The sequence below is a fragment of the Bradyrhizobium sp. MOS001 genome (assembly GCF_004634465.1).
GTDB lineage: Bacteria > Pseudomonadota > Alphaproteobacteria > Rhizobiales > Xanthobacteraceae > Bradyrhizobium > Bradyrhizobium barranii.
Window position 1 is genome coordinate 73342 of record NZ_SPVJ01000014.1, and the last position, 21815, is coordinate 95156.

19 protein-coding genes are annotated in these 21815 nt (G+C 66.4%); 11 read left to right on the forward strand and 8 right to left on the reverse strand.

What is annotated here, in order from left to right:
* Positions 1–71 precede the first annotated feature (71 nt).
* From CT676_RS19485 to poxB, 3 genes are all read left to right on the forward strand, one after another.
* Positions 72–986 (forward strand): 2-dehydro-3-deoxygalactonokinase, encoded by a 915-nt coding sequence (locus CT676_RS19485; RefSeq protein WP_085399798.1) that lies wholly within the window; start codon positions 72–74, stop codon positions 984–986.
* Positions 987–999: 13 nt separating this feature from the next.
* Positions 1000–1632 (forward strand): 2-dehydro-3-deoxy-6-phosphogalactonate aldolase, encoded by a 633-nt coding sequence (locus tag CT676_RS19490; protein ID WP_085399799.1) that lies wholly within the window; start codon positions 1000–1002, stop codon positions 1630–1632.
* 80 nt (positions 1633–1712) lie between these two features.
* On the forward strand, positions 1713–3449 hold the full coding sequence (poxB, locus tag CT676_RS19495) for a ubiquinone-dependent pyruvate dehydrogenase (RefSeq protein WP_085399837.1): 1737 nt from the start codon (positions 1713–1715) through the stop codon (positions 3447–3449).
* Here the strand turns inward: poxB and CT676_RS19500 are convergent.
* A complete protein-coding gene (locus CT676_RS19500) occupies positions 3446–3811 on the reverse strand; it encodes a hypothetical protein (protein ID WP_038942774.1) in 366 nt (121 codons plus the stop codon). The two genes, poxB and CT676_RS19500, sit on opposite strands and share 4 nt — an antisense overlap.
* Before the next feature lie 68 nt (positions 3812–3879).
* A complete protein-coding gene (locus CT676_RS19505) occupies positions 3880–4788 on the reverse strand; it encodes a PaaI family thioesterase (protein ID WP_135215195.1) in 909 nt (302 codons plus the stop codon).
* A 160-nt stretch (positions 4789–4948) separates the two neighbouring features.
* On the opposite strand from CT676_RS19505, the gene CT676_RS44115 reads away from it, so the two are divergent.
* On the forward strand, positions 4949–5266 hold the full coding sequence (locus CT676_RS44115; protein ID WP_028151536.1) for a hypothetical protein: 318 nt from the start codon (positions 4949–4951) through the stop codon (positions 5264–5266).
* Positions 5267–5304: 38 nt separating this feature from the next.
* Here the strand turns inward: CT676_RS44115 and CT676_RS19515 are convergent, their stop codons facing one another.
* Together CT676_RS19515 and CT676_RS19520 are read right to left on the reverse strand one after the other, a co-directional pair.
* A complete protein-coding gene (locus CT676_RS19515; protein ID WP_167768098.1) occupies positions 5305–6774 on the reverse strand; it encodes an amidase in 1470 nt (489 codons plus the stop codon).
* A gap of 112 nt (positions 6775–6886) precedes the next feature.
* Positions 6887–8017: a ring-opening amidohydrolase gene (locus tag CT676_RS19520; protein ID WP_085399802.1), complete on the reverse strand. Its 1131-nt coding sequence runs from the start codon at positions 8015–8017 to the stop codon at positions 6887–6889.
* Between the two features lie 248 nt (positions 8018–8265).
* On the opposite strand from CT676_RS19520, the gene CT676_RS19525 reads away from it, so the two are divergent.
* The 4 genes from CT676_RS19525 to CT676_RS19540 all read left to right on the forward strand — a co-directional run bounded on the left by CT676_RS19525 (position 8266) and on the right by CT676_RS19540 (position 13356).
* A complete protein-coding gene (locus CT676_RS19525; RefSeq protein ID WP_085399803.1) occupies positions 8266–10602 on the forward strand; it encodes a Tex family protein in 2337 nt (778 codons plus the stop codon).
* Between the two features lie 340 nt (positions 10603–10942).
* Positions 10943–11500, forward strand: coding sequence for a hypothetical protein (locus CT676_RS19530; protein ID WP_085399804.1), 558 nt, complete (start codon positions 10943–10945; stop codon positions 11498–11500).
* A 100-nt stretch (positions 11501–11600) separates the two neighbouring features.
* Complete coding sequence (locus tag CT676_RS19535; protein WP_135215196.1) at positions 11601–12293, forward strand: response regulator transcription factor; 693 nt, start codon at positions 11601–11603, stop codon at positions 12291–12293.
* Positions 12280–13356, forward strand: coding sequence for a HAMP domain-containing sensor histidine kinase (locus CT676_RS19540; RefSeq protein ID WP_085399805.1), 1077 nt, complete (start codon positions 12280–12282; stop codon positions 13354–13356). The genes CT676_RS19535 and CT676_RS19540 overlap by 14 nt, the downstream gene beginning before the upstream one ends.
* Positions 13357–13368: 12 nt before the next feature.
* Here CT676_RS19540 and CT676_RS19545 read toward each other — a convergent pair whose 3' ends face one another.
* Together CT676_RS19545 and CT676_RS19550 are read right to left on the reverse strand one after the other, a co-directional pair.
* A complete protein-coding gene (locus tag CT676_RS19545; RefSeq protein ID WP_135215197.1) occupies positions 13369–13740 on the reverse strand; it encodes a helix-turn-helix transcriptional regulator in 372 nt (123 codons plus the stop codon).
* Positions 13737–14603, reverse strand: coding sequence for a S1C family serine protease (locus CT676_RS19550; protein ID WP_135215198.1), 867 nt, complete (start codon positions 14601–14603; stop codon positions 13737–13739). Before CT676_RS19550 ends, CT676_RS19545 begins: the two co-directional genes overlap by 4 nt.
* 200 nt (positions 14604–14803) lie before the next feature.
* On the opposite strand from CT676_RS19550, the gene CT676_RS19555 reads away from it, so the two are divergent.
* The 3 genes from CT676_RS19555 (at position 14804) to CT676_RS19565 (ending at position 19221) form a co-directional block, all read left to right on the forward strand.
* The gene (locus CT676_RS19555; protein ID WP_085399807.1) at positions 14804–15769 is read left to right on the forward strand and encodes a VOC family protein; all 966 of its coding nucleotides are present in this window, start codon (positions 14804–14806) and stop codon (positions 15767–15769) included.
* Between the two features lie 64 nt (positions 15770–15833).
* Entirely contained in the window at positions 15834–16709 is an 876-nt protein-coding gene (locus CT676_RS19560) for a dihydrodipicolinate synthase family protein (protein ID WP_085399808.1), read from the forward strand.
* A gap of 187 nt (positions 16710–16896) precedes the next feature.
* Positions 16897–19221 (forward strand): xanthine dehydrogenase family protein molybdopterin-binding subunit, encoded by a 2325-nt coding sequence (locus CT676_RS19565; RefSeq protein ID WP_085399809.1) that lies wholly within the window; start codon positions 16897–16899, stop codon positions 19219–19221.
* A gap of 238 nt (positions 19222–19459) precedes the next feature.
* Here CT676_RS19565 and CT676_RS19570 read toward each other — a convergent pair whose 3' ends face one another.
* Positions 19460–20656 carry an acyl-CoA dehydrogenase family protein gene (locus CT676_RS19570; RefSeq protein WP_085399810.1) on the reverse strand — a complete coding sequence of 399 codons (1197 nt, stop codon included), beginning with the start codon at positions 20654–20656 and terminating at the stop codon, positions 19460–19462.
* A 15-nt stretch (positions 20657–20671) separates the two neighbouring features.
* A complete protein-coding gene (locus CT676_RS19575) occupies positions 20672–21811 on the reverse strand; it encodes an acyl-CoA dehydrogenase (RefSeq protein WP_085399811.1) in 1140 nt (379 codons plus the stop codon).
* Positions 21812–21815: the final 4 nt, after the last annotated feature.

Genomic DNA, 21815 nt, shown 5'->3' on the forward strand with positions numbered 1-21815 from the left:
CGGATTTGCGCGCCGTCGTCTCATTGTCGCGAGACGGCGTCTTGGCCGTGAGACTAAGGATACGTGTTGAGATGACCGAACCCGCCTATGTCGCGGTGGACTGGGGCACCAGTAGCTTCCGCCTCTGGCTGATCGACCGTGCCGGCAAGGTGCTGGCTGAACGTCGCAGCGATGAGGGCATGCTGGCCGCGGCCAAGGCCGGCTTTGCCGGCGTGCTGCAGTCGCATCTCACAGCTGTCGAGGCCCCGGCCCAGCTGCCGGTGCTTGTCTGCGGTATGGCCGGCGCCAAGACCGGCTGGGTCGAGGCCGGCTATGTTGACACACCTGCGCCGCTCTCTGCCGTGCTGAAGCAGGCCGCGCTTGTGCCCGGCGAGACGCGCGATATTCGCATCCTGCCCGGGATCGCGCAGCGCGATACCAGGGCGCCGGACGTGATGCGCGGCGAGGAGACGCAGCTGCTCGGTGCACTCGGTCTCGGGGCCCCTGGCGAAGCGCTGGTCTGCATGCCCGGCACGCATTCGAAATGGGTGCGCGTGAAGGACGGCACGGTCGTGCATTTCTCCACCTTCATGACCGGCGAGCTCTTCAGCGTGGTCTCGCGCGAGACGATCTTGTCACTCGCGGTCGCCGGTGCCGATGACGCCGAGGATGTCGCGAGCTTCAAGGCGGCCGTGAAAGCCGCGTATGAAGCGCCGGCCTTCGCGGCCAACCTTTTGTTCACAGCGCGGTCGCGGCAGCTCCTGTTCGGCGGCACGCCGGCCGCCGCGCGCGAGACGCTGTCGGGCACGTTGATCGGCGTCGAGCTGGCGGCAGGGCTCTCCGGCACGGTGCCGAAAGCGGGCATCACGCTGATTGCCTCCGGGCGGCTCGCGATGCTGTACCGGCTGGCCTTCGATGCGCTGTCGGTCACCGTGCAGCCGATCGATGCCGATGAAGCCGTTCGCCGCGGCCTGTCGATGGCCGCTGCCGCGATCTGGACGAAATGAGAGGAATCTTGAGATGAGCGTTCCCTTTCCGCCGATGAAGCGTCCGCTGGTCGCGATCCTGCGTGGTGTGAAGCCCGAGGAGACCGAGGCGATCGTCGGCGTGCTGATCGAGGCCGGCATGACCGCGATCGAGATCCCCCTGAATTCACCGGAGCCGTTCCGCTCGATCGCGATTGCCGCGAAGCTCGCGCCGGCCAGCGTCCTGATCGGCGCCGGCACGGTCTTGACCGCCGCAGATGTCGATCGTCTCAATGACGTCGGCGGCAAGTTGATGGTCTCGCCGAATGTGGATACGCAGGTGCTCACGCGTGCACATCAGTACGCCATGGTGACGTTGCCGGGCGTGTTCTCGCCGACCGAGGCGCTGCTCGCGGCGCGCTCCGGAGCATCGGGCCTGAAATTCTTTCCGGCCAGCGTGCTCGGTGCGTCCGGTATTGCCGCGATCCGCGCCGTGCTGCCGGCGGGCGTGATGATCGCCGCCGTCGGCGGCGTCTCCGACCAGAATTTTGCCGAGTACATGAAGGGCGGCGTGACCGCGTTCGGGCTCGGCTCCAGCCTCTACAAGCCCGGCATGACGGCCGCCGATGTCGCCGCTCGCGCAAAGGTGACAATCGCGGCCTATGATCGGGCGATTGTGAAAGACTGACCCAGCAATAAACAAGCCGTGATCCCGTCATAGCCGCGCTTTATCCTATCTTGCTGCACCAGCGAGATCAGGAGACCGACATGGCGATCAACAACGTAGCCGATCTGTTCGTGGCAACGCTCGAGCAGGCCGGCGTCAAGCGCATCTACGGCATCGTCGGCGACAGTCTGAACGGTCTCACCGAGGCGCTGCGCCGCCGCGGCACCATCGAATGGATTCATGTCCGCCACGAGGAGGTGGCGGCCTTCGCGGCTGCCGGCGAAGCCGAGATGACCGGAAGCCTTGCGGTGTGCGCAGGCTCCTGCGGCCCGGGCAATCTGCATCTGATCAACGGGCTGTTCGACGCGCATCGCAGCCGTGTTCCCGTGCTCGCGATCGCCGCGCAGATCCCCTCGGCGGAGATCGGCGGCGGCTATTTCCAGGAAACCCATCCGCAAAACCTGTTCAGGGAGTGCAGCCATTATTGCGAGCTGGTGTCGGATGCGAGCCAGCTGCCTTACGTGATCGAGAACGCCATTCGTGCGGCGGTCGGCCTGCGCGGCGTCGCGGTTATCGCGATGCCCGGCGACATCGCGTTCCGCAGCCCGCCCAAGCGCGCGCTGTCGACGACGCGCGGGCTCGCGCTGTCGGCGCCGAAGGTTGTGCCGCAGGCCGACGAGCTGAAGGCGCTCGCGGACCTCCTGAACGGCGCCGAGCGCATCACCCTGTTCTGTGGCCGCGGCTGCGCCGGCGCGCATGCGCCGCTGATGCAGCTGGCCGAAGCACTGAAGAGCCCGATCGTGCATGCGCTCGGCGGCAAGGAGCATGTCGAGTACGATAACCCCTACGACGTCGGCATGACCGGCTTCATCGGTTTCTCCTCAGGCTATGCCGCCATGCACGCCTGCGACGCGCTGGTGATGCTCGGCACCGATTTCCCTTACAAGCAGTTCTTCCCCACCGATGCGCAGGTCGCGCAGATCGACATCCGCCCGGAAAATCTGGGACGGCGCTGCAAGATCGATCTCGGCCTCGTCGGCGACGTCAAGCTGACCATCGAGGCGCTGCTGCCGCTGCTCAAGACCAAGACCCAGCGGAGGCATCTCGACGACGCCATCGCGCATTACAAGAAGGCGCGCGAAGGGCTCGACTCGCTTGCGAAGGGGACACCGGGCAGCAAACCGATCCATCCGCAATATCTGGCAAAAGTCATCAGCGACCATGCCTCCGACGACGCCGTCTTCACCGCCGATGTCGGCACGCCCACGGTGTGGGCCGCGCGCTATCTCGACATGAACGGCCGCCGCCGGCTGATCGGCTCGTTCGTGCACGGCTCGATGGCCAACGCGATGCCGCAGGCGATCGGCGCGCAGGCCTCGCAGCCCGGCCGCCAGATCATCTCGCTTTCCGGTGACGGCGGCTTCACCATGCTGATGGGTGACCTGATCACGCTGACCCAGATGAAGCTGCCGGTGAAAATCGTGGTCTTCAACAACGGCGTGCTCGGCTTCGTTGCGCTGGAGATGAAGGCGGCCGGGTTCGTCGACACCAATGTCGATCTTGAGAATCCTGATTTCGCGGCGATGGCGCGCGCGATGGGCATTTTCGCCAAACGCGTCGAGGACCCCGGCGAGCTTCCGGGCGCCGTGAAGGAGATGCTGGCGCATGACGGACCCGCGCTGCTCGACGTCGTCACGGCGAAGCAGGAGCTGTCGATGCCGCCGACCATCACGCCCGAGCAGATCAAGGGTTTCAGCCTCTGGGTGTTGCGCGCCGTGATGAACGGGCGCGGCGACGAGGTGCTGGATCTCGCTAAAACAAATCTGCTACCGCGCTAGCCCCGCTTCACCGAAGGCGCGGGCAGCCGCTCGTGGCGGTGCTGGAAGCGCTGCCAGTGCAGCACGATGCCGATCAGCAGGGCCGGCACGAAGCCGAGTGCGATCAGGAAATACGGCAGCTGCGTCGGCGAGATGAATGCAATGGCGATATCGGAGATCAGCCAGAGCGCTGCGAACATCACCGCGAAATCGGTGCGCGGGCAGCGCAAATAATAGAACACGGCGGTGATGACGATGGCGGGCCCGATCGCGATGCCGATCATCACCGCGGTCAGCTCCTTCGGCGTCAGCGCGTCGAGCACCATCGACGCCAGCAGCCAGAGCGCGGCGAACATGGCGATGATGTCGAGCGGATGCCGCAATCCAATACCTCTCGCAGGAACCGCGCTATCGTTGTGGCCGGAACTCCGGTCGTCAAGGGAAAATACGCCTATTCCTCGTCACTTCCGGGCGTTGGCCGCAGCATGAAATGGCCGAAAGCGGTGGCGATCGGCTTGTTCGCATCGTCCTGCCAGGCCCGCGCCTCGAAGGCGACGATACGCCGGCCCTGTTTCACGATCGAGACATTGGCGACGGTATCGAGGGCGCGTCCGGAACGCAGATAGTTGACGGTGAGTCCGATCGGCTTGGGCAGCGCGGCGATGCCGAGCTCGCGCCTCACGCCGAGGATCGCGGAGGTCTCGAGGAAAGCACCGGTCATGCCGCCATGGATCGCGGGCAGGATCGGATTGCCGATGATCTGCGGCGAGAACGGCATCGTCAGCGTGCCGTCGTTATTGACGCGAATGCCGAGGCAGCGCGCGAACGGGCTGTTGGCGAACGGGCCGTCCGGATCGTCGGGCGCCTCCAGCGTCGGGATGCTGCGCGAGTCCATCCTGCGGTCCGCGAGCATGTTGGTGCGATTGGCGCCGATCATGAAGCAGGCGGTCGCGGTTGCAACCGGATCGTCCTCGGAGTCCTGATAGGCGGTGGAGCGCACGAAGGCGATCGAGCGCGTGGTGCGGTAGCAGACCGAATGCGCCTTGATGTCGAGGCCCGGTGTCGCCGGCTTCTGATAATCGATGCGCAGATCCAGGGTTGCGATCGCGCGCGTGCCGTCGAGCGCAAGTTGCACCGCCATGCCGCAGCTCTCGTCCAGCATCGCGGTGACGACGCCGCCATGCAGCACGCCGGTCTCGGTGTCGCCGACGAAGACCGGACGATAGGGCAGGCTGGACCAGGCCTCGGCGGGGGCGAAGCGGTCGAGCTGGAGCCCGCTGATATGGCCGTAGTCGGAGCGGCGGCCCTTGATCGCCTCGGCGAGATCCTCGAACGGCAGCGTGGTGGGTGAAGTGGACATGACGACGTTCTAGACCAGGTCGGGCGCCGCGCAAAACCCCGAAAGGGGCTCATCAGGCAGGTTCGCAGGCTGGTCTGCCTGGGCCGGTTTGGCCTCGACATGGTGTGCCGAAGCAACGATGGTGGGCGCTTCGTCCGTCGACTAGCCCTAAGGAGTGCCCATGGCCGACCCCGAAACACCCGCCACCAATCAGGGGCCCGTGACCATTTCGAGCTCCAGCTCGGAACGGGCACCGATCATCTATTTCGACGGCGCATCCTGCTTCGGACACCACAACGGCGCGATCCAGATCGAGCTCGCCGCGAACCTGCTGATGCCGGTCGGTGCCGCCGTCAGGGTCGACGTGGTCCAGACCGCGCACTTGCGTTGCAGCGTGGCCGCAGCGCTGGCGCTGCGCGAGGCCCTCGACAAGGCGCTGGCGATGTACAGGCAGGGTCAGCAGCAGCCGGCGGAGGTGATCCCGACGGTGAAGAATTGAGATCGCGGGCGATCGCTTTTGAATGCGATCGCAATCTCTCAGCCCACATGCACCTTCGGCTTCTTGCCGCCGTTCCACTTGCCGTCGAGCGCGCGCTCGATCTGGGCGGCGAGCTGCAGGAGCAGGCCGTCATTGGCCTGCTTGGCGATGGCCTGGATGCCGAGCGGCAGGCCGTGGTCTTGCTCTGCCATCGGCATCGAGATCGCCGGCATGCCGCAGAGATTGGCGAGCGGCGTGAAGGCGAAGAAGCGCCAGAGATTGCCGAACCAGTCGAGGACGTCAGGATTTTCGGAGATGGTGAGATATTCCCTGGTGCCGACCTTCGGCGTCGGCAACGCGGTGATCGGCGTCAGGATCACGTCCCACTGCTCGAAGAACGCGCCGAAGCCGCGTGACGTGGTGTTGAACACGCCTTGCATCTTCGCCCGCTCGGCGAAGCTCGTGTGCCGACCGGCTTCCCAGATCCTGATGTTCATGGGCTCGATCAGATCTTCCGGTGGCTTTTCCATCCCGCGTGCGGCGAGCATGTTGGAGATCACCACGGCAAAATTGCTGATGTAGCAGGTGGTCTGCGCCGCGAACGCGGCGCGGAAGTCGAGTTCGGGCAGCGCGTATTCGACGTGATGGCCGAGGCCTTCAAGGAAGCGGCCGGTTTTCTCCAGCTCGGCGGCGATCTCCGGCGTCGCAGTGTAGTCGCCCCAGGTGTGCGACAGCGCGATGCGAAGCTTTGACGGGTCGCGCTTGATCATCTCGGAATAGGGCTGCGCCGTGGTCCAGAACGGCATGAACTCGCCGGGCGCAGGCCCGCGCGCGTGATCGACGAAGGCAGCGGTGTCGCGCACCGAGCGCGACTGGCAGCCCTGGATCGAGACGAGACCGGTGAGGTCGGACATGTGCGGGGCCAGCGAGAACACGCCGCGCGACACCTTCAGCCCGATATTGCCGTTGACGCCGGCGGGAATGCGGATCGAGCCGCCGCCGTCGGTCGCATGCGCGATCGGGACGACGCCGGCCGCGACCATCGCCGCGCTGCCCGCGGACGAGCCGCAGGTGGTGTAGTCGGTATTCCAGGGATTGCGCGTCACGTAGACGGCGGGATTGTCGGCCGAGCTGCACACGCCGAATTCCGGCGTCGTGGTGCGTCCGATCAGGTTGAGGCCTGCCTGACGGAATTTACCGGTGAGGAACGTATCGGCCGCGGCGCGATTGCCGCGCATCAGCAGCGAGCCCATCTCCTGCAGCCGGCCCTTCATGGTCGGTCCGAGGTCCTTCATCAGGAAGGGCAGGCCGGCGAACGGGCCGGCAAGATTGGCTCCGTCCTTGGCCGGATCGGCGATCACGTCCTCGAACAGCTCGACCACGCCCGACAGTGCCGGATTGACCTTGGCCACGCCCGCGGCGGCCTGGCGCGCCAGTTCCTTCGCCGTCAGCTCGCCCTTGCGGACGCGCGCTGCCAGTCCGACGCCATCGTGCTGCGCCCATTCGTTCCAGCTCATCGGCAAAGTCATGAAGTCAAAATCCCCGTGGGTAGCGGCGTCACCTTTTTCGCAAGGGCCCGCGTGAATCAACTGAGCCGGCGCGAAGGGCAGGGTTGCGCCGGGCGGAGAGGTCGCCGCGTCATTAAGACAGCCTTGCGATCACCGCAACCGGGCCGCCGCCCGCCGGCCCCTGATGCTCGGCACCACCGGAGACATAGACCGCGCCGGTGCCGGCGAGGCCGGCGATCAGGCCGCCGACGGCCGCGCGGGCGTGGCGCGTCGAGCTGATGTCGGTATCTTCGAGCATGGTGTGGCGGAAGCCGCGCACGCTGCCATCAGGCGAGGCCTCGGCCTTGGCGAAGATGTTGACGAGCTCGCGGCCCTCGGTGGCTAGCGGCGCGACGCCAAGCCCAACACCAAGGCCAACACCAAGCCCGACGCTGTTCAACGCCGACACCACCGCCGGGGCATCGATCGCATCGTTCATCACGGCGTGGCCGATCTCGAACTCGCCTGCTGAAGACGCCGAGTTGCCGAGCACGATGATGACGTTGTGCATCAGCTCGATCCCGGACGAGGTGGACGCAACCGACGAGAACAGATCGTAGCGCCGCAGCACGTCGTCGTCGCCAACATCGGAAGCGATCTCGTCGAGCGCGACCGCGACCCCAAGCGCGGAGGCGCCGCGCGAATAGGCCATTGAGCTGTAGGCGCTGGTCGTGGCCGTCTTGTTGCCGCGCGCGTTTGCTGTTTCGACGCGGTCGCTGGTGAGCAGCGGGCATTTGATCTGCACGAAATGGACGTCGGCGGGATCGGTGATGCCGGCATCCGCCATCGCGGCAGTCACCGCCTTGGCCGTTTCCATGATCTGTGCGGAGCGGCCGATCTCTTCGGGGAGGAAGTCCCGCGTGTGCGCCATGCCGATGCTCAAGCGCTTGCCGGACATGCCTGCCGGGCGCTCAGCCTGGCGCCGCGTGAACACCGTGATATGCGGGCTGAGCACGCCTTCGGTGCCGCCCGATATCACGAAGGCGATGCGCTGCTCGACCGCCTCTGGCGAAAGGCCGAGTTCTGGCGCCAGCGCGGTGCACAACGCAGCAACGGCATATTCCCGCGTAAAATCGTTGACGCCGCCATTGCCTTCGGTCTTGCCGAGGATGGCCAAAATCGTTGTCGGGTCGATCGCGCCGGAGCCGATCATGGCCATGAGGCCGGAGACGTCGCCGGGGCCCTTGGTGGCGACCCTGAAGACGCCGACCGATGCTGTCCGCATTGCAGTCCTCGTGTGGAGTTCGGTGGTCCGGCGGATGAACCAGCCGTGGAACGGAGGCGCATGTCAAGGCACAAGCGGGGGTGCAGGCACCCACGAATGTGGCGAGATCGCATCCGGTTCAACAAAAAAATCCTCTGTCGACGGTTGCGCGCCGCACCTTGATGAATCAACCTCGGTTGGTCCATAAGCGGCGTCCCGCTGCCGGTGGTTCGCCCCCGCGTCGCGTGCTTGGATAGAGGGATTCTCGCGTGGCAAATATCAACCAGAAAATTGCGCAGGAGCTTGGGGTACGGGCGGAGCAGGTCGAGGCGACGGTGACGTTGCTCGACGGCGGCGCCACGGTTCCCTTCATCGCCCGCTACCGCAAGGAAGCGACCGGTGCGCTCGACGACGCGCAATTGCGCACCCTGGAGGAGCGCCTGGGCTATCTGCGCGAGCTCGAAGACCGCCGCAAAGCCATCCTCGAATCGGTCCGCGAGCAGGGCAAGCTCGATGCGGCGCTGGAAGCCTCCATTCTCGCCGCCGACAGCAAGGCGCGCCTGGAAGACATCTATCTGCCGTTCAAGCCGAAGCGCCGCACCAAGGCCGAGATCGCCAAGGAAGCCGGTCTCGAGCCGCTGGCCAATCAGCTGATGGCAGAGCCGGGCAACGATCCGAAGGTCGTGGCCGAAACTTTCATCAACGCCGAGAAGGGCGTTGCCGATGCCGCTGCCGCGCTCGATGGCGCCCGCGCCATCCTGGTCGAGCGCTTCGACGAAGACGCCGACCTGATCGGTGCTTTGCGCGAAGAGATGTGGACCAACGCGCGCATGGCCTCCAAGGTGCGCGAGGGCAAGAAGACCGAGGGCGAAAAGTTCGCCGACTATTTCGAGTTCTCCGAGCCGCTGACGAAGCTCCCGTCGCACCGCATCCTCGCGATGTTCCGCGGCGAGAAGGAGGAAATCCTCGACCTTCAGATGCAGGCCGAAGCCGAAGCGTCGCCGCCGGGCGTGCCGAGCGCTTATGAATTGAAGATCATGAAGCGGTTCGGCATCGCCGACCTCAAGCGCGCCGGCGACCGCTGGCTGATCGACACCGTGCGCTGGGCCTGGCGCACCAAGATCCAGGTGCATCTCAACATCGACCTGCGCATGCGGCTGTGGAATGCCGCCGAGACCGAGGCCGTGCGCGTGTTCGCTTCCAATTTGCGCGACCTGCTGCTCGCGGCACCCGCCGGCACCCGTGTCACCATGGGCCTCGATCCGGGCTACCGCACCGGCGTCAAGGTCGCCGTCACCGACGCGACCGGCAAGGTGGTCGATACTGCCGTGATCTATCCGCACGAGCCGCAGCGGCAGTGGAACGAGGCGCTTGCGATCCTCGGCAAGCTTGCGCTGAAGCATCGTGTCGAGCTGATCGCGATCGGCAACGGCACCGCCTCGCGCGAAACCGACAAGCTCGCAGGCGATCTCGTCAAGGGCCTGGCCGAGCTGAAGATGACCAAGATCGTGGTGTCGGAAGCCGGCGCGTCGGTCTATTCGGCCTCGGCCTTCGCCTCGGAGGAGTTGCCGGGTCTCGACGTCACCCTGCGAGGCGCAGTCTCGATCGCCCGCCGTCTCCAGGACCCGCTCGCCGAGCTCGTCAAGATCGAGCCCAAGGCGATCGGCGTCGGCCAGTACCAGCACGACCTCGGCCAGGCCAAGCTCGCCAAGTCGCTCGATGCCGTGGTCGAGGACTGCGTGAACGCGGTCGGCGTCGACGTCAACACCGCCTCGGCGCCACTTCTGGCCCGCGTGTCGGGTGTCGGCTCCGGCCTGGCCTCGAGCATCGTGGCCCACCGCGACGCCAACGGCCCGTTCAAGTCGCGCAAGGCGCTGAAGGACGTGCCGCGGCTCGGCCCGAAGGCGTTCGAGCAATGCGCCGGCTTCCTGCGCATCCTCGGCGGCGAGGACCCGCTCGATGCGTCCGGCGTGCATCCGGAAGCCTATCCCGTGGTGCGCCGGATTCTCAGCGCCACCAAGAGTGACATCAAGGCGCTGATCGGCAGCAGCGAGATCGTGCGTACGCTGAAGCCGAAAGATTTCGTCGACGAGACCTTTGGTCTGCCGACCGTCACCGACATCCTGCGCGAGCTCGAGAAGCCCGGCCGCGATCCGCGTCCGGCGTTCAAGGCCGCGGTGTTCAAGGAGGGTGTCGAGGAGATCAAGCATCTCCAGAAGGGCATGATCCTCGAGGGGACCGTGACCAACGTTGCCGCCTTCGGCGCCTTCGTCGATATCGGCGTGCACCAGGACGGCCTGGTTCACATCTCGGCGATGTCCAGGAACTACATCAAGGATCCGCGCGAGGTGGTGAAGCCCGGAGACATCGTCAAGGTGAAGGTGCTGGACTTCGAAGTCGCCCGCAAGCGCATCTCGCTGACATTGCGCCTCGACGACGAGGTCGGCGCCAAGAAGGACGCGCCCGGCATGCAGCGGGACAACAGCTCGCGAAACCCCGCGCGCATGACGTCGTCGGCCCCGCGCAACCAGGAATCCTCCGGCGGCGGCGCCCTCGCGGAGGCCATGCGCCGGGCGGCCGAGAGGAACGGCGGCAAGCGGGCGTGATACTTTAACCTCTCCCCGCTCTTGCGGGGAGAGGTCGGATCGCGCTAGCGATCCAGGTGAGGCAAGGCATGCGGCTGACCGGATCAAAGGCCCCTCCGGCTCGTAACTTGACGGTGCACGGGACAAGCGTTGCGATCACTTTTTAGATCACCTTGGCGGGACGCAGCCTCTCACCCCACCCTCTCCCCGTCAGAACGGGGTGAGGGAGCGAAAGAGCGTTCGTCCCTAACACCTGCGTCAGAATCTGGCGCGTTTGTAAGTTGAAGGTGCCTGTCCCTTCCTCTCATCTGATCCTCCTCGCGCGGCAGAAAGATCGCCGCGCAGCACGGAGGATGCTTCGATGGACAACAGGCTTCTCAAAGGCGTCACTGCGGTGACGCTCGCCGCAATGATGGCGCTCGCTTCACCTGCGCTTGCCCGTGGCGGCGGTGGCGGAGGCCATGGCGGTGGCGGCTTCGGCGGTGGCGGCCATGGCGGCTTTGGCGGTGGCGGGCATTTCGGTGGCGGCGGAATGCATGCGGGTGGCTTCGGCGGCATGCGCGCGGGTGGTTTCGGCGGCATGGGTGGCGCGCGCTTTGCTGGCGGCCCGGGCTTCGGTGGAGCCCGCTTCGTCGGCTCGCCAATGGCTGCCCGCGCCGCCATCGGGCCGCGCTTTGCCGGTGCACCATTAGCGACCCGCGCCGCTTTCGGCCCGCGGTTTGCTGGCCCGGGCTGGCACGGCAGGCCGTTCATTGGCCGCCATGCCTTCTTCCACCGTCACCGCTTCAACCGGTTCGCTTTCGTCGGCGCGCCGTTCTTCTATGCCAACTATGCCAACTATTACGACGATGGTTGCTGGCGCAGGAGCTTGACGCCCTATGGATGGCAATGGGTCAATGTGTGCGGAGACTATTGGTAGTCGCATCGCGGTACCGCACCATTGTCGCGATCGCCACCGGGCGGTTCCGCTCAGCCCCGGAACGGGATAGTCTGGTGGCGATCGTCGCGCGGAGTTTTGCATGACCGGAGGTCACCGCCGCATTCTGGTCGTCGAGGACGATCCGGAAACCGCAGGCCAGCTCGTCGAGGAACTCACCAACTCGGGCTACGACGTCGATCTTGCCGCGACGGGTCGTGAAGCCCTGAGCCACGGCGTCGCCCGCGACTATGCCGTGATCACCATCGACCGCATGCTGCCCGACATCGACGGCATCGCCGTGATGCGCCAGTTGCGCGACGACGGCATCGCCGCACCCTTCCTGATCATCTCCGCGCTCGGCGAGGTTGACGACCGCGTGCGCGGTTTGCGCGCCGGGGGCGATGACTATCTCGTCAAGCCGTTCTCCTTCGTCGAGCTGCTGGCGCGCCTCGAGGCGCTCGGCCGCCGCAGCGAGACCGTCGCCAAGGAAACCATCCTGCGGGTCGGCGATCTCGCCATCGACCTGATCGCGCGCAACGCCAGCCGGCGCGGCCGGAAAATTCCGCTGCTGCCGCGCGAGTTTCAGCTGCTCGAATATCTCGTCCGCAACGAAGGCCGCGTCGTCTCCCGGGCGATGCTGCTCCAGCATGTCTGGGATCTGCATTTCGATCCCTCCACCAACATCATCGACGTCTATGTCGGGCGGGTCCGCCGCAAGGTCGACGATGCCCAGGCCTATCCGCTGATCCATACGATCCGCGGCATCGGATATTGCATCCGTGCTCCTGGCTAAGACGCTCCGCTCCTCCACCTTCCGTCTGGCACTGATCGCGATCGCGGCGTTCGGCCTGATCGTCGCGGCGATCATGGCCTATGTCTATTTCGGCACGATCGCCTATGTGCAGGGCCGGGTCGGCGACGCCGGCGATCACAGCGGCTTCACCGCGATGATCGAGCTCGCGATGGTCGCCGTCGCCGTGCTGCTGGCCGTGCTGGCCGGGGTCGCGGCCGTGCTGGTGACGCGGCGCACGGTCGGACGGATCGAGGAGATCAATGCGACCAGCCGCGCCATCATGCTGTCGGGGCTCGACCGGCGCATTCCCTTGCGCGGCAGTCACGACGAGTGGGACCGCGTCGCCGAAAACCTCAACCAGATGCTCGACCGCATCGAGACGCTGATGGGTGAGGTCAAGCAGGTCAGCGACAACGTCGCCCACGATCTGCGCACGCCGCTGACGCGCATGCGCGGCCGGCTGGAAAAGGCCTATCACACCCCGCGCAATGGTGAGGCCGATGCGGTGCTGATCGGCGACACCATCGCCGATCTCGATTCGGTGCTCGGCATGTTCGCTTCCATCACGCGGATCTCGGAGATCGAGACCCGCGCCCGCCGGAGTGCGTTTCGTGCGCTCGACCTCGCTGAAATCGCCGGCGAGGTCGTCGAACTCTATGACGCCGCGGCCGAGCAGGTGGCGACCCGCCTCAGCCTTGACGGCGACCGCCAGGTGGCGATTACGGGGGACCGCGACCTGCTGTTCGACGCCATCGCCAATCTGGTCGACAACGCGATAAAGCACGGCCGCGCGGGCGGGCAGGTCACCGTGACCTGTCGCAGCGCCGGTGGCGGGGCGGTGATCGCGATCGCCGACGATGGCCCGGGCATTCCCACCGGAGAGCGCGATCACGTGTTCAAGCGCTTCTACCGGCTCGAACAGAGCCGTTACACGCCGGGCAACGGTCTGGGCTTGAGCCTGGTCGCGGCCGTTGCCGGTCTCCATGGCGCCGAGATTGCACTGCACGACAATGCGCCGGGCCTCACGGTCCGGCTCAGCTTCCCGGCGACATCAGCGCGATAGGAGCTGACGGCGTCATAGCTCGATCACGCCGCGGCGTGCCGGATGCGCGACCGCGTCGGTGCGGCCGGTGGCATCCAGCTTGTCGAGCAGCGAACCGACGTGGAATTTGACCGTGTGCACGGAGATGCCGAGCTGGCGCGCGATCAGCTTGTTGGACGCGCCTTCCGCCATCAGCGCCAGGACATCGAGCTCGCGCTGCGTCAGCGCGATGTCTTCCGGCATGCTGCGCGGATCGCGCGCCATGACCGTCGCCGTGGCGGCCTCGCCGGGCGCGGCGAGCCGAAGCCCGGCGATGTTGCCGAGCAAGACCGCCAGGCGATCGGCGAGGGCGGGATCGTCGATCTCCAGGGCGAGCACGATCTCGGGCGCGTTGTCCTCGCTCACGCCTCGGGCCTCTCGCCGATCGTGACCTTGAAGCTGACTGGCTCGCCGCCGCGGCGCACCGCGACATCGACGACCGTGCCGACGCTCGCAGGTCCCAGCGTCCGCGACAGCGCACGCACGCCGGAGAGCTTCTGGTCGTTAACCGCCACGATGACGTCGCCCTGGCGGATGCCGGCCGCAGCCGAAGGGCCGGCCTTGTCGACATTCATCACCATCGCGCCGATGCCATCGTCGAGCCGCACCGGCTGGAGCCCGAGGCCGAGATATCCGCGGGCGATGCGGCCGCGCGCCTCGAGCTGTGCCGCGACCCGCTCGATTGTCGCCGTCGGGATCACCAGGACCCGCCGCGGCCCGAGCACGGCCATGCCGAAGGCGTCGCCTGATGCATCGAGCGCGAGCCCGCCTTGTTGCGCGAAGCGCAGGCGTACGTCGAGCTCGATCCGCGCATCGATGTCGCCGCCGCGCAAGGAGCGCCAGCTCTTGCCGGACAGTGATACCATGCCGAGCGCCGCGCTCGGCGCATCGCGATCGGTGGCGACGACGACCGACAGCGTGCCGAGGGGCGGAACGGTCGCGGCCAGCTTGACCGGCGCAAGACTGGCATCGGTGCGCAACAGCGCGATGTCGGTCGTATGGTCGCGGCCGACGATTGTGGCGGCCGCGGTGCTGCCGTCGGGGAGGCTGATCTGGATATCGCCCTCGTCGGCCAGCGCTTCGTCGGCGGTGACGATCAAGCCGGGTTTCCAGACGAAGCCGGTGGCGCGGGAGCGATGCGAATACACGGCGACGACGGATGGCGCGGTGCGCGTCACGACATCCGCGAGCGCGGACGAAAGGGACGACAGAGGAGTGGGGTCGGTCATGGAAGGCTCCTGTAAATTGTCCTCAATCTGGGATGTCGCGGGCGATAGCGAAACTGGCCGGGTGGCCAGGACAGATGGGGCGGACCGGCTTCCGCAGGACTACGGCCGACGAACATGTGATTGGGAGGCCTTCACGGGAACGTGTAGCAATCCAGAAATTGCACCGCACGTCCCTAAGCGTTTCCAGCGAGCCCCGACCGATGACCGTCGACCTCACCCGCCGTACCCTGCTTCAACTCGCCGGTGCGACCTCGCTCGCGATGGCGGCGGCCGCCGCCGCTCGGGCCGAGGGCCTGCCGCAAGGCGGCGGTCCGACCTATGCCAGCCGCACGCCGATGCGGGTGGGCATGGTGACGCTCCGGGTCAAGAACCTCGACAAGGTCGCGGACTACTATCGCGACGTGATCGGGCTCACCGTGATGGAGCGCTCCGCGACCGGCGCGACGCTCGGCACGGCCGGTATCACGCTGCTCGTGCTGGAAGCCCGTCCCGAGGCCGCGATCGAGCCGCGCAACGCCGCGGGCCTCTACCACACCGCCTTCCTGATGCCGTCGCGAAAAGATCTCGCGCGCTGGCTGGTGCACGCCGCCTCGCACCGCGTGCCGCTGTCGGGCTTCGCCGATCATCTCGTCAGCGAATCCGTCTATCTCGACGACCCCGAAGGCAACGGCATCGAGGTCTATGCCGACCGCGATCCCTCGCAATGGCAGTGGAGCGAGGGCAGCGTGAAGATGGCGAGCGACGAGCTCAACATCCCTGACCTCTTGTCGCTGACCAACACGCGCGTGGCAGACTACGCCAAGGCGCCGGATGGTCTGCGCGTCGGCCACATGCATCTGCGTGTCGGCGATCTCGCCGAGGCCGAACGGTTCTATCACGGCACGGTCGGCCTCGATCCGACCCGCCGCCGTGGCGGCGCCGCGTTCCTGTCGTCGGGCCGCTATCACCATCACCTCGGCATGAACGTCTGGCAGAGCCAGGGGGCCGGCCAACGCGACGATCAGACCACGGGGCTCGCCTGGTTCTCGCTGGTGATGGCGAAGCAGGACATTCTCGCTGCGCAGGAGGAGCGCCTGCGCAAGGGCGGCGCGCATGTCACGGCGCTCGCCAATGGTCTGGAGGCCGTCGATCCCTGGGGCACGCGGGTGCGCCTGATCAGGGTTTGATCGATAGCGCGGGCATTGCTATGACCGGTCAGGCGCTAGCCAATTTTCCGGGGTTCAGCCTGACATGCCTGATTTTCACGGCGTCTTTCCCTACCTCATTTCGCCCGTCGATGCCGATGGCACGGTGCGCACCGAAGTCCTCGGCAAGCTCTGCGACGATTTGATCGGCGCAGGCGTGCACGGGCTGACGCCGCTGGGTTCGACCGGCGAGTTCGCCTATCTCAATGCCGCGCAACGCACCGCGATCGTGCAGACCACCATCGAGGCCGCGAAGGGCCGCGTGCCGGTCGTGGCCGGCGTCGCATCCACCTCGACGGCGGATGCAGTGGCGCAGGCGAGGGCGTATCAGAAGTGTGGTGCCAACGGCATCCTGGCGATCCTGGAAGCGTACTTTCCGCTCGCCGATGCCCAGGTCGAATCGTACTTCCGCGCCATCGCGGATGCCGTGGACATCCCGGTCGTCATCTACACCAATCCGCAATTCCAGCGTTCCGATCTCACGCTCGACATCATCGCGCGCCTCGCTGAACATCCGCGCATCGGCTACATCAAGGACGCCTCGACCAATACCGGCCGGCTGCTCTCGATCATGAACCGCTGCGGCTATGCCTTGCGCGTGTTCTCGGCCTCCGCCCACATCCCGGCGGCGGTGATGCTGATCGGCGGGCTCGGCTGGATGGCGGGACCTGCCTGCATCATCCCGCGCCAGAGCGTCGCACTCTACGACCTCTGCAAGGCCGGCCGCTGGGACGAGGCCATGGCGCTCCAGCGCAGACTGTGGCGGATCAACGAGGCTTTCGCCCGCTTCAACCTCGCCGCCTGCATCAAGGCGGGGCTGGCGGTTCAGGGCTACGACGTCGGCGATCCCGTCCCGCCGCAGGCCGCGCTGTCGGCCGACGCCCGCAAGGTGGTGGAGGCGGCGTTGAGGGAGCTTGATTAGCCGTCATGGCCGGGCTTGTCCCGGCCATCCACGTCTTGCCCTGTGGCACATAGAACGTGGATGCCCGGGACAAGCCCGGGCATGACGAATCTGTGGGTTCACCGCCCAAAACCGCGGCTGGTATGCCTCCGATCGATCCGCTAAAAGGCGGCCCGCAGTTTCGAAAAGACCCTGAGGACCCCACGGAATGAACATTCTTCCCGGCAATTTGCGTTTCGGAGCGGGCCAGCCCGTCAAGCGTTTGGAAGACCAGCGGCTGCTCACCGGGAAGGGTCAGTTCATCGACGACAAGCCGGAGGAGGGCGCGCTGTGGTTGCATGTGCTGCGCTCGCCGCATGCGCACGCGAAGATCGTCGCGATCGACACCAGCGCCGCGGCATCGATGCCGGGCGTCACCGCGGTCTACACCGGCGCTGATCTCGTCAAGGACGATATCGGCACCATTCCGACCCTGAGCATCTTCAAGCGCCCCGACGGCAAGCCGATGACGGTGCCGCCGCGCCGCCTGCTCGCCCATGAGATCGTCCGCTATGCCGGCGAAGCCGTGGCCGCAGTGGTGGCCGCCTCGCGTGCCGAGGCGCAGAGCGCGGCCGAAGCGATCGTGATCGAATACGACGTGCAGCCCGCGGTGGTCGATCCGGTCGAAGCGGTCAAGCCCGGCGCGCCCGTGGTGTGGCCCGAGGCGCCCGACAACATCGTCGGTGCGATGAGCTATGGCGATGCCGCCAAGGCGGACGAGGCATTCGCCAAGGCCGCGCATACGGTCGAGCTCGACATCGTCAGCCAGCGTCTGGTGCCCTCCGCGATGGAGCCGCGCTCGACCATTGCCGAGATCGACAAGAAGACCGGCCGCCTCCTCCTGCATGTGCAGTCGCAGACGCCGGCCTCGACCCGCGACGTGCTGGCGGAAGCCGTGCTCAAGCGACCCAAGGACAGCGTCCGCGTGCTGGTCGGCGACATCGGCGGCGGCTTTGGTCAGAAGACCAACCTCTATCCGGAAGACGGCATCGTCGCCTATGCCGCGACCAAGCTGAACCGGAAGATCCGCTGGCGCGGCGACCGCACCGACGAATTCGTCGGCGGTACCCATGGCCGCGATCTCACCTCGACGGCATCCTTCGCGCTCGACGAGAAGGGCAAGGTGCTGGCCTATCGCGTCAAGTCGATCGGCTGCACCGGCGCGTACTCGTCGGGTGCGGCGAACATCATCCCGCTGGTGCTCGGGCCGTTCGTGCAGACCGGCGTCTACGATCTGCCGCTGGTGCATTTCGAGGTGCAGTCGGTGATGACTCACACCGCGCCGGTCGGCGCCTATCGCGGCGCGGGCCGGCCCGAAGCGGTGTTCATCGTCGAGCGCCTGTTCGACGCCGCCGCGCGAAAAATCGGCATGGATCCGCGTGCGATCCGGAAAGCGAACTACATCAAGCCGGCGCAGCTGCCCTACACCAACGCCGCGGGTCAGGTTTACGATTCCGGCGCCTTCGCCCACCTGCTCGATCGCGCCGTGAAGTTGGCCGATTGGGACGGCTTTGCCGCGCGCAAGAAGGCGGCGAAGAAGAAGGGCCTGCTCTACGGCCGCGGGCTCACCTCCTACATCGAATGGACCGGCGGCCGCGCGCATACCGAGAAGGTCAGCCTGCACGCGACCTCGCAGGGCCGCGTCGTGCTGCATTCCGGCACCATGGCGATGGGGCAGGGGCTGCAGACCACGTACACCCAGATGATCTCCGACACGCTCGGCATTGCCATGGACAAGATCGACGTCGTCCAGGGCGACACGGATCTTGCGATGGGCTTCGGCAGCGTCGGCTCGCGCTCGCTGTTCGTCGGCGGCACGGCCGTGGCAGTTTCCTCCAACGACCTGATTCAGAAGGCGCGTGAGAAGGCGGCCAACGTGCTGGAGACCTCGGTCGAGGACATCGAATATCAGGGCGGCATGCTCACCGTGGTCGGCACCGACCGCCGCATCAGCCTGTTCGATCTCGCCGAGAAGGAGGGCGGCGCCAAGCTCAGCGTCGATTCCGAAGGAGAGGTCGATGGCCCGAGCTGGCCGAACGGCACGCATATCTGCGAGGTCGAGATCGATCCGGAGACCGGCGTGTCCAAGGTCGTGCGCTACACCACCGTCGACGACGTCGGCGTTGCCGTGAACCCGATGCTGGTCACCGGCCAGATCCATGGCGGCGTCGCGCAGGGCATTGGACAAGCGCTGTACGAGGGCGTGTCCTACGATGAGGACGGCCAGCTCCTCACCGCGAGCTACCAGGACTATTGCATCCCCCGTGCTGACGACGTTCCGCCGATCGAGGTCACGCTCGACGACTCCGCGCCCTGCCGGACCAATCCGCTCGGCGCCAAGGGCTGCGGCGAATCCGGCGCCATCGGCGGCCCGCCCTGCGTCACCAACGGCGTGATGGACGCGCTCGCCGAGCTCGGCATCACCCAGCTGAACACGCCCCTGACGCCCCAGAAGATCTGGAAGGCGATCAAGGACGCGAAGGTGGCGGGTTAAGCGGGGCGCGTTGTTACGCCGGCTGTCGCCATACACCCAGCTGTCGTCCCGGGGCGCGCAACGCGCGAACCCGGGACCCATAACCACAGGAAGTGGTTTGGCGAAGACTCGTGGTGACCAGCTCGCGCCATAACCTCACCCTGTGGTTATGGGTCCCGGATCTGCGCTTCGCTTCGCTGCGCTTGTCCGGGACGACAGCGGAGAATGCCCCGCCAGCTCTGGCTAAATCCCCACGCCCTTAAATCCCCAGCATCATCTTCGCAATGATGTCGCGCTGGATCTCCGAGGTGCCGCCGAAGATCGTGTAGGCGCGGCCGTTGAGATATTCCGGGACCACCGTCAGCATCTCCTCAGGCGTCGCCGGCGCATGGTTGAGCTTGTAGAGCGGGCGCATCGGCTCGACCGCGAGCGCGTCGTGACCGATCACGTCGACCCCCAGCCGCGTCACGGCCTGCCTGATCTCGCTGTTGCGCAGCTTCAGGATCGACGACACCGCGCCGGGATTTTGCCCGGTCTGAAGTGCGGAGAGCACGCGCAGCTCGGTCATCTCCAGCGCGTCGATATCGATTTCGACCTCCGAGATGCGCGTCGCGATATCCGGGCTGTCGATCGCGCGACCCGTCAGGTCCGACTCGGCCAGCTCCGCGATCGCCTTCAGACCCTCGCGCAATTTTGCCGAGGCGATGCCGGAGCCGCGCTCGAACTCGAGCAGATATTTGCCGTAGGTCCAGCCTTTGCCTTCGTCGCCGACGCGGTTGGCCACGGGCACGCGCACATCGTCAAAGAACACCTGGTTGACCTCGTGGTCGCCGCCGATGGTGAGGATGGGGCGCGTGGTGATGCCCGGCGTTGTCATGTCGATCAGGATGAAGCTGATGCCGTCTTGCTGCCGCGGTCCGTCGCTGGTGCGCACCAGCGCGAACATGCGGTTGGCGTGGTGGGCGTGCGTGGTCCAGATTTTTGTGCCGTTGATGATGTAGTCGTCGCCGTCGCGGACCGCGCGCGTCTTCAGCGACGAGAGATCGGAGCCGGAGCCCGGCTCGGAATAGCCCTGGCACCAATAGTCTTCGCCGGAGAGGATGCGTGGCAAATAAAAATTCTTCTGCTCGGGCGAGCCGAAGCCGATGATGACGGGCCCGACCATCTTCACGCCCATCACGTTGACATTGGGCACGCCGGCGCGTGCGGATTCAGTCTCGAAAATCCAACGCTGCGCCGGCGTCCAGTCCGGACCGCCATATTCGACCGGCCAGCCCGGTGCGCCCCAGCCCTGCCGGTGCAGCGCGCGCTGCCACGCCATGCCGATATCAGGGTCGGAGAACACCGACGGCGTCAGCGCGGTTGCGCGCTTCATCTCTTCGGTGAGGTTTTTTGCAATGAAGCCGCGCACCTCGTCCTGGAAGGCGCGCTCCTCGGTGTTGAACGAGAGGTCCATGATGCGCTCCTTGTGTCAGGCCGTGCGGCCGAGCTGGGCGTGGCGGCTGTAATGGTGCGCGCTGCCGCCGAACAGCGTGTCGAAGGCGACCAGCCGCTTGAAATAGGCGCCGACCTCGAGCTCCTCGGTGACGCCCATGCCGCCATGAAGCTGGATCGACTGCTCGCCGACGAAGCGCGCGCATTTGCCGATCTTCGCTTTCGCACCGGAGGCAGCGCGGGCGCGCTCGACCGGCGAGCTATCGACCTTCAACGCGGCGCGCAGCGCCATCGAGCGCGCCTCATCGACCTGCATCGCCATGTCGGCGAGGCGGTGGCGGATCACCTGGTTGGCGGAGAGCGGCCGGCCGAACTGCTTTCTGATCTTGGTGTATTCCAGCGTTGTGTCGAGCAGCGTCTGCATGATGCCGACGGCTTCGGCACCGAGCGCAGCCATGGCGCGGTCAACGGCCCATTCGATCGCGGGCAGGGCGTCGTGTCCGTCGCCGAGCAGGGCATCCTCCGGCAGCTCGACGCCGGACAGCTCGATATTGCAGGCCCGTCCGCCGCCGAGACGTTCATAGTCGGTGATGACGACGCTGGGCGTCTTCGCCGGCACCAGGAACAGGCCGATCCGTCCCGAAGGTCCCTTGTGATCGTGGATATGCGCGGAGACGATGATCTCGTCGGCGGCGAGGCCGTCGAGCACCGCGATCTTGCTGCCGGCAACGCGCCAGCCTTGCGCCGTCTTGTGGGCGACGGTCGCGACTATTGCGAGATCGAACCGCGCCGCGCGCTCGGAATGGGCGAAGGCGAGTTTCAGTGATCCGTCCGCGACCTTCGGCAGCCGCGCCTGCTTCTGCGCGGTGCTGCCGCATTTGTCGATCAGCGAGGCTCCAAGCACCACCGTTGCAACATACGGCTCCGACACCAGCCCGCGACCAAAGGCTTCCATCAGAATGCCGATCTCGACCGCGCCGCCGCCGAGCCCCTCAAACTCTTCGGGAATCGGCAGCGCCAGCCAGCCAAGCTCGGCGAACTGCTTCCAGACCGCTGGGCTGAAGCCGAGCGGGTCGTTCGCCATCTTGCGGCGGTGATCGGCATCGTAGCTCTCGGCCACGAAGCGCTCCGCGCTTTCGCGCAGCAGCCGTTGCTCGTCACTCAGGTTGAGGTCCATGTCG

What these genes read in the sequence shown, in the direction of transcription:
- CT676_RS19565 (WP_085399809.1), top strand. Translation starts at nt 16,897, where the DNA reads ATGAACATTCTTCCCGGCAATTTGCGTTTCGGAGCGGGCCAGCCCGTC.
- CT676_RS19515 (WP_167768098.1), bottom strand. Translation starts at nt 6,774, where the DNA reads ATGACTTTGCCGATGAGCTGGAACGAATGGGCGCAGCACGATGGCGTC.
- CT676_RS19570 (WP_085399810.1), bottom strand. Translation starts at nt 20,656, where the DNA reads ATGGACCTCTCGTTCAACACCGAGGAGCGCGCCTTCCAGGACGAGGTG.
- CT676_RS19505 (WP_135215195.1), bottom strand. Translation starts at nt 4,788, where the DNA reads ATGTCCACTTCACCCACCACGCTGCCGTTCGAGGATCTCGCCGAGGCG.
- CT676_RS19485 (WP_085399798.1), top strand. Translation starts at nt 72, where the DNA reads ATGACCGAACCCGCCTATGTCGCGGTGGACTGGGGCACCAGTAGCTTC.
- CT676_RS19550 (WP_135215198.1), bottom strand. Translation starts at nt 14,603, where the DNA reads ATGACCGACCCCACTCCTCTGTCGTCCCTTTCGTCCGCGCTCGCGGAT.
- CT676_RS19535 (WP_135215196.1), top strand. Translation starts at nt 11,601, where the DNA reads ATGACCGGAGGTCACCGCCGCATTCTGGTCGTCGAGGACGATCCGGAA.
- CT676_RS19555 (WP_085399807.1), top strand. Translation starts at nt 14,804, where the DNA reads ATGACCGTCGACCTCACCCGCCGTACCCTGCTTCAACTCGCCGGTGCG.
- CT676_RS19530 (WP_085399804.1), top strand. Translation starts at nt 10,943, where the DNA reads ATGGACAACAGGCTTCTCAAAGGCGTCACTGCGGTGACGCTCGCCGCA.
- CT676_RS44115 (WP_028151536.1), top strand. Translation starts at nt 4,949, where the DNA reads ATGGCCGACCCCGAAACACCCGCCACCAATCAGGGGCCCGTGACCATT.
- CT676_RS19490 (WP_085399799.1), top strand. Translation starts at nt 1,000, where the DNA reads ATGAGCGTTCCCTTTCCGCCGATGAAGCGTCCGCTGGTCGCGATCCTG.
- poxB (WP_085399837.1), top strand. Translation starts at nt 1,713, where the DNA reads ATGGCGATCAACAACGTAGCCGATCTGTTCGTGGCAACGCTCGAGCAG.
- CT676_RS19520 (WP_085399802.1), bottom strand. Translation starts at nt 8,017, where the DNA reads ATGCGGACAGCATCGGTCGGCGTCTTCAGGGTCGCCACCAAGGGCCCC.
- CT676_RS19560 (WP_085399808.1), top strand. Translation starts at nt 15,834, where the DNA reads ATGCCTGATTTTCACGGCGTCTTTCCCTACCTCATTTCGCCCGTCGAT.
- CT676_RS19575 (WP_085399811.1), bottom strand. Translation starts at nt 21,811, where the DNA reads ATGGACCTCAACCTGAGTGACGAGCAACGGCTGCTGCGCGAAAGCGCG.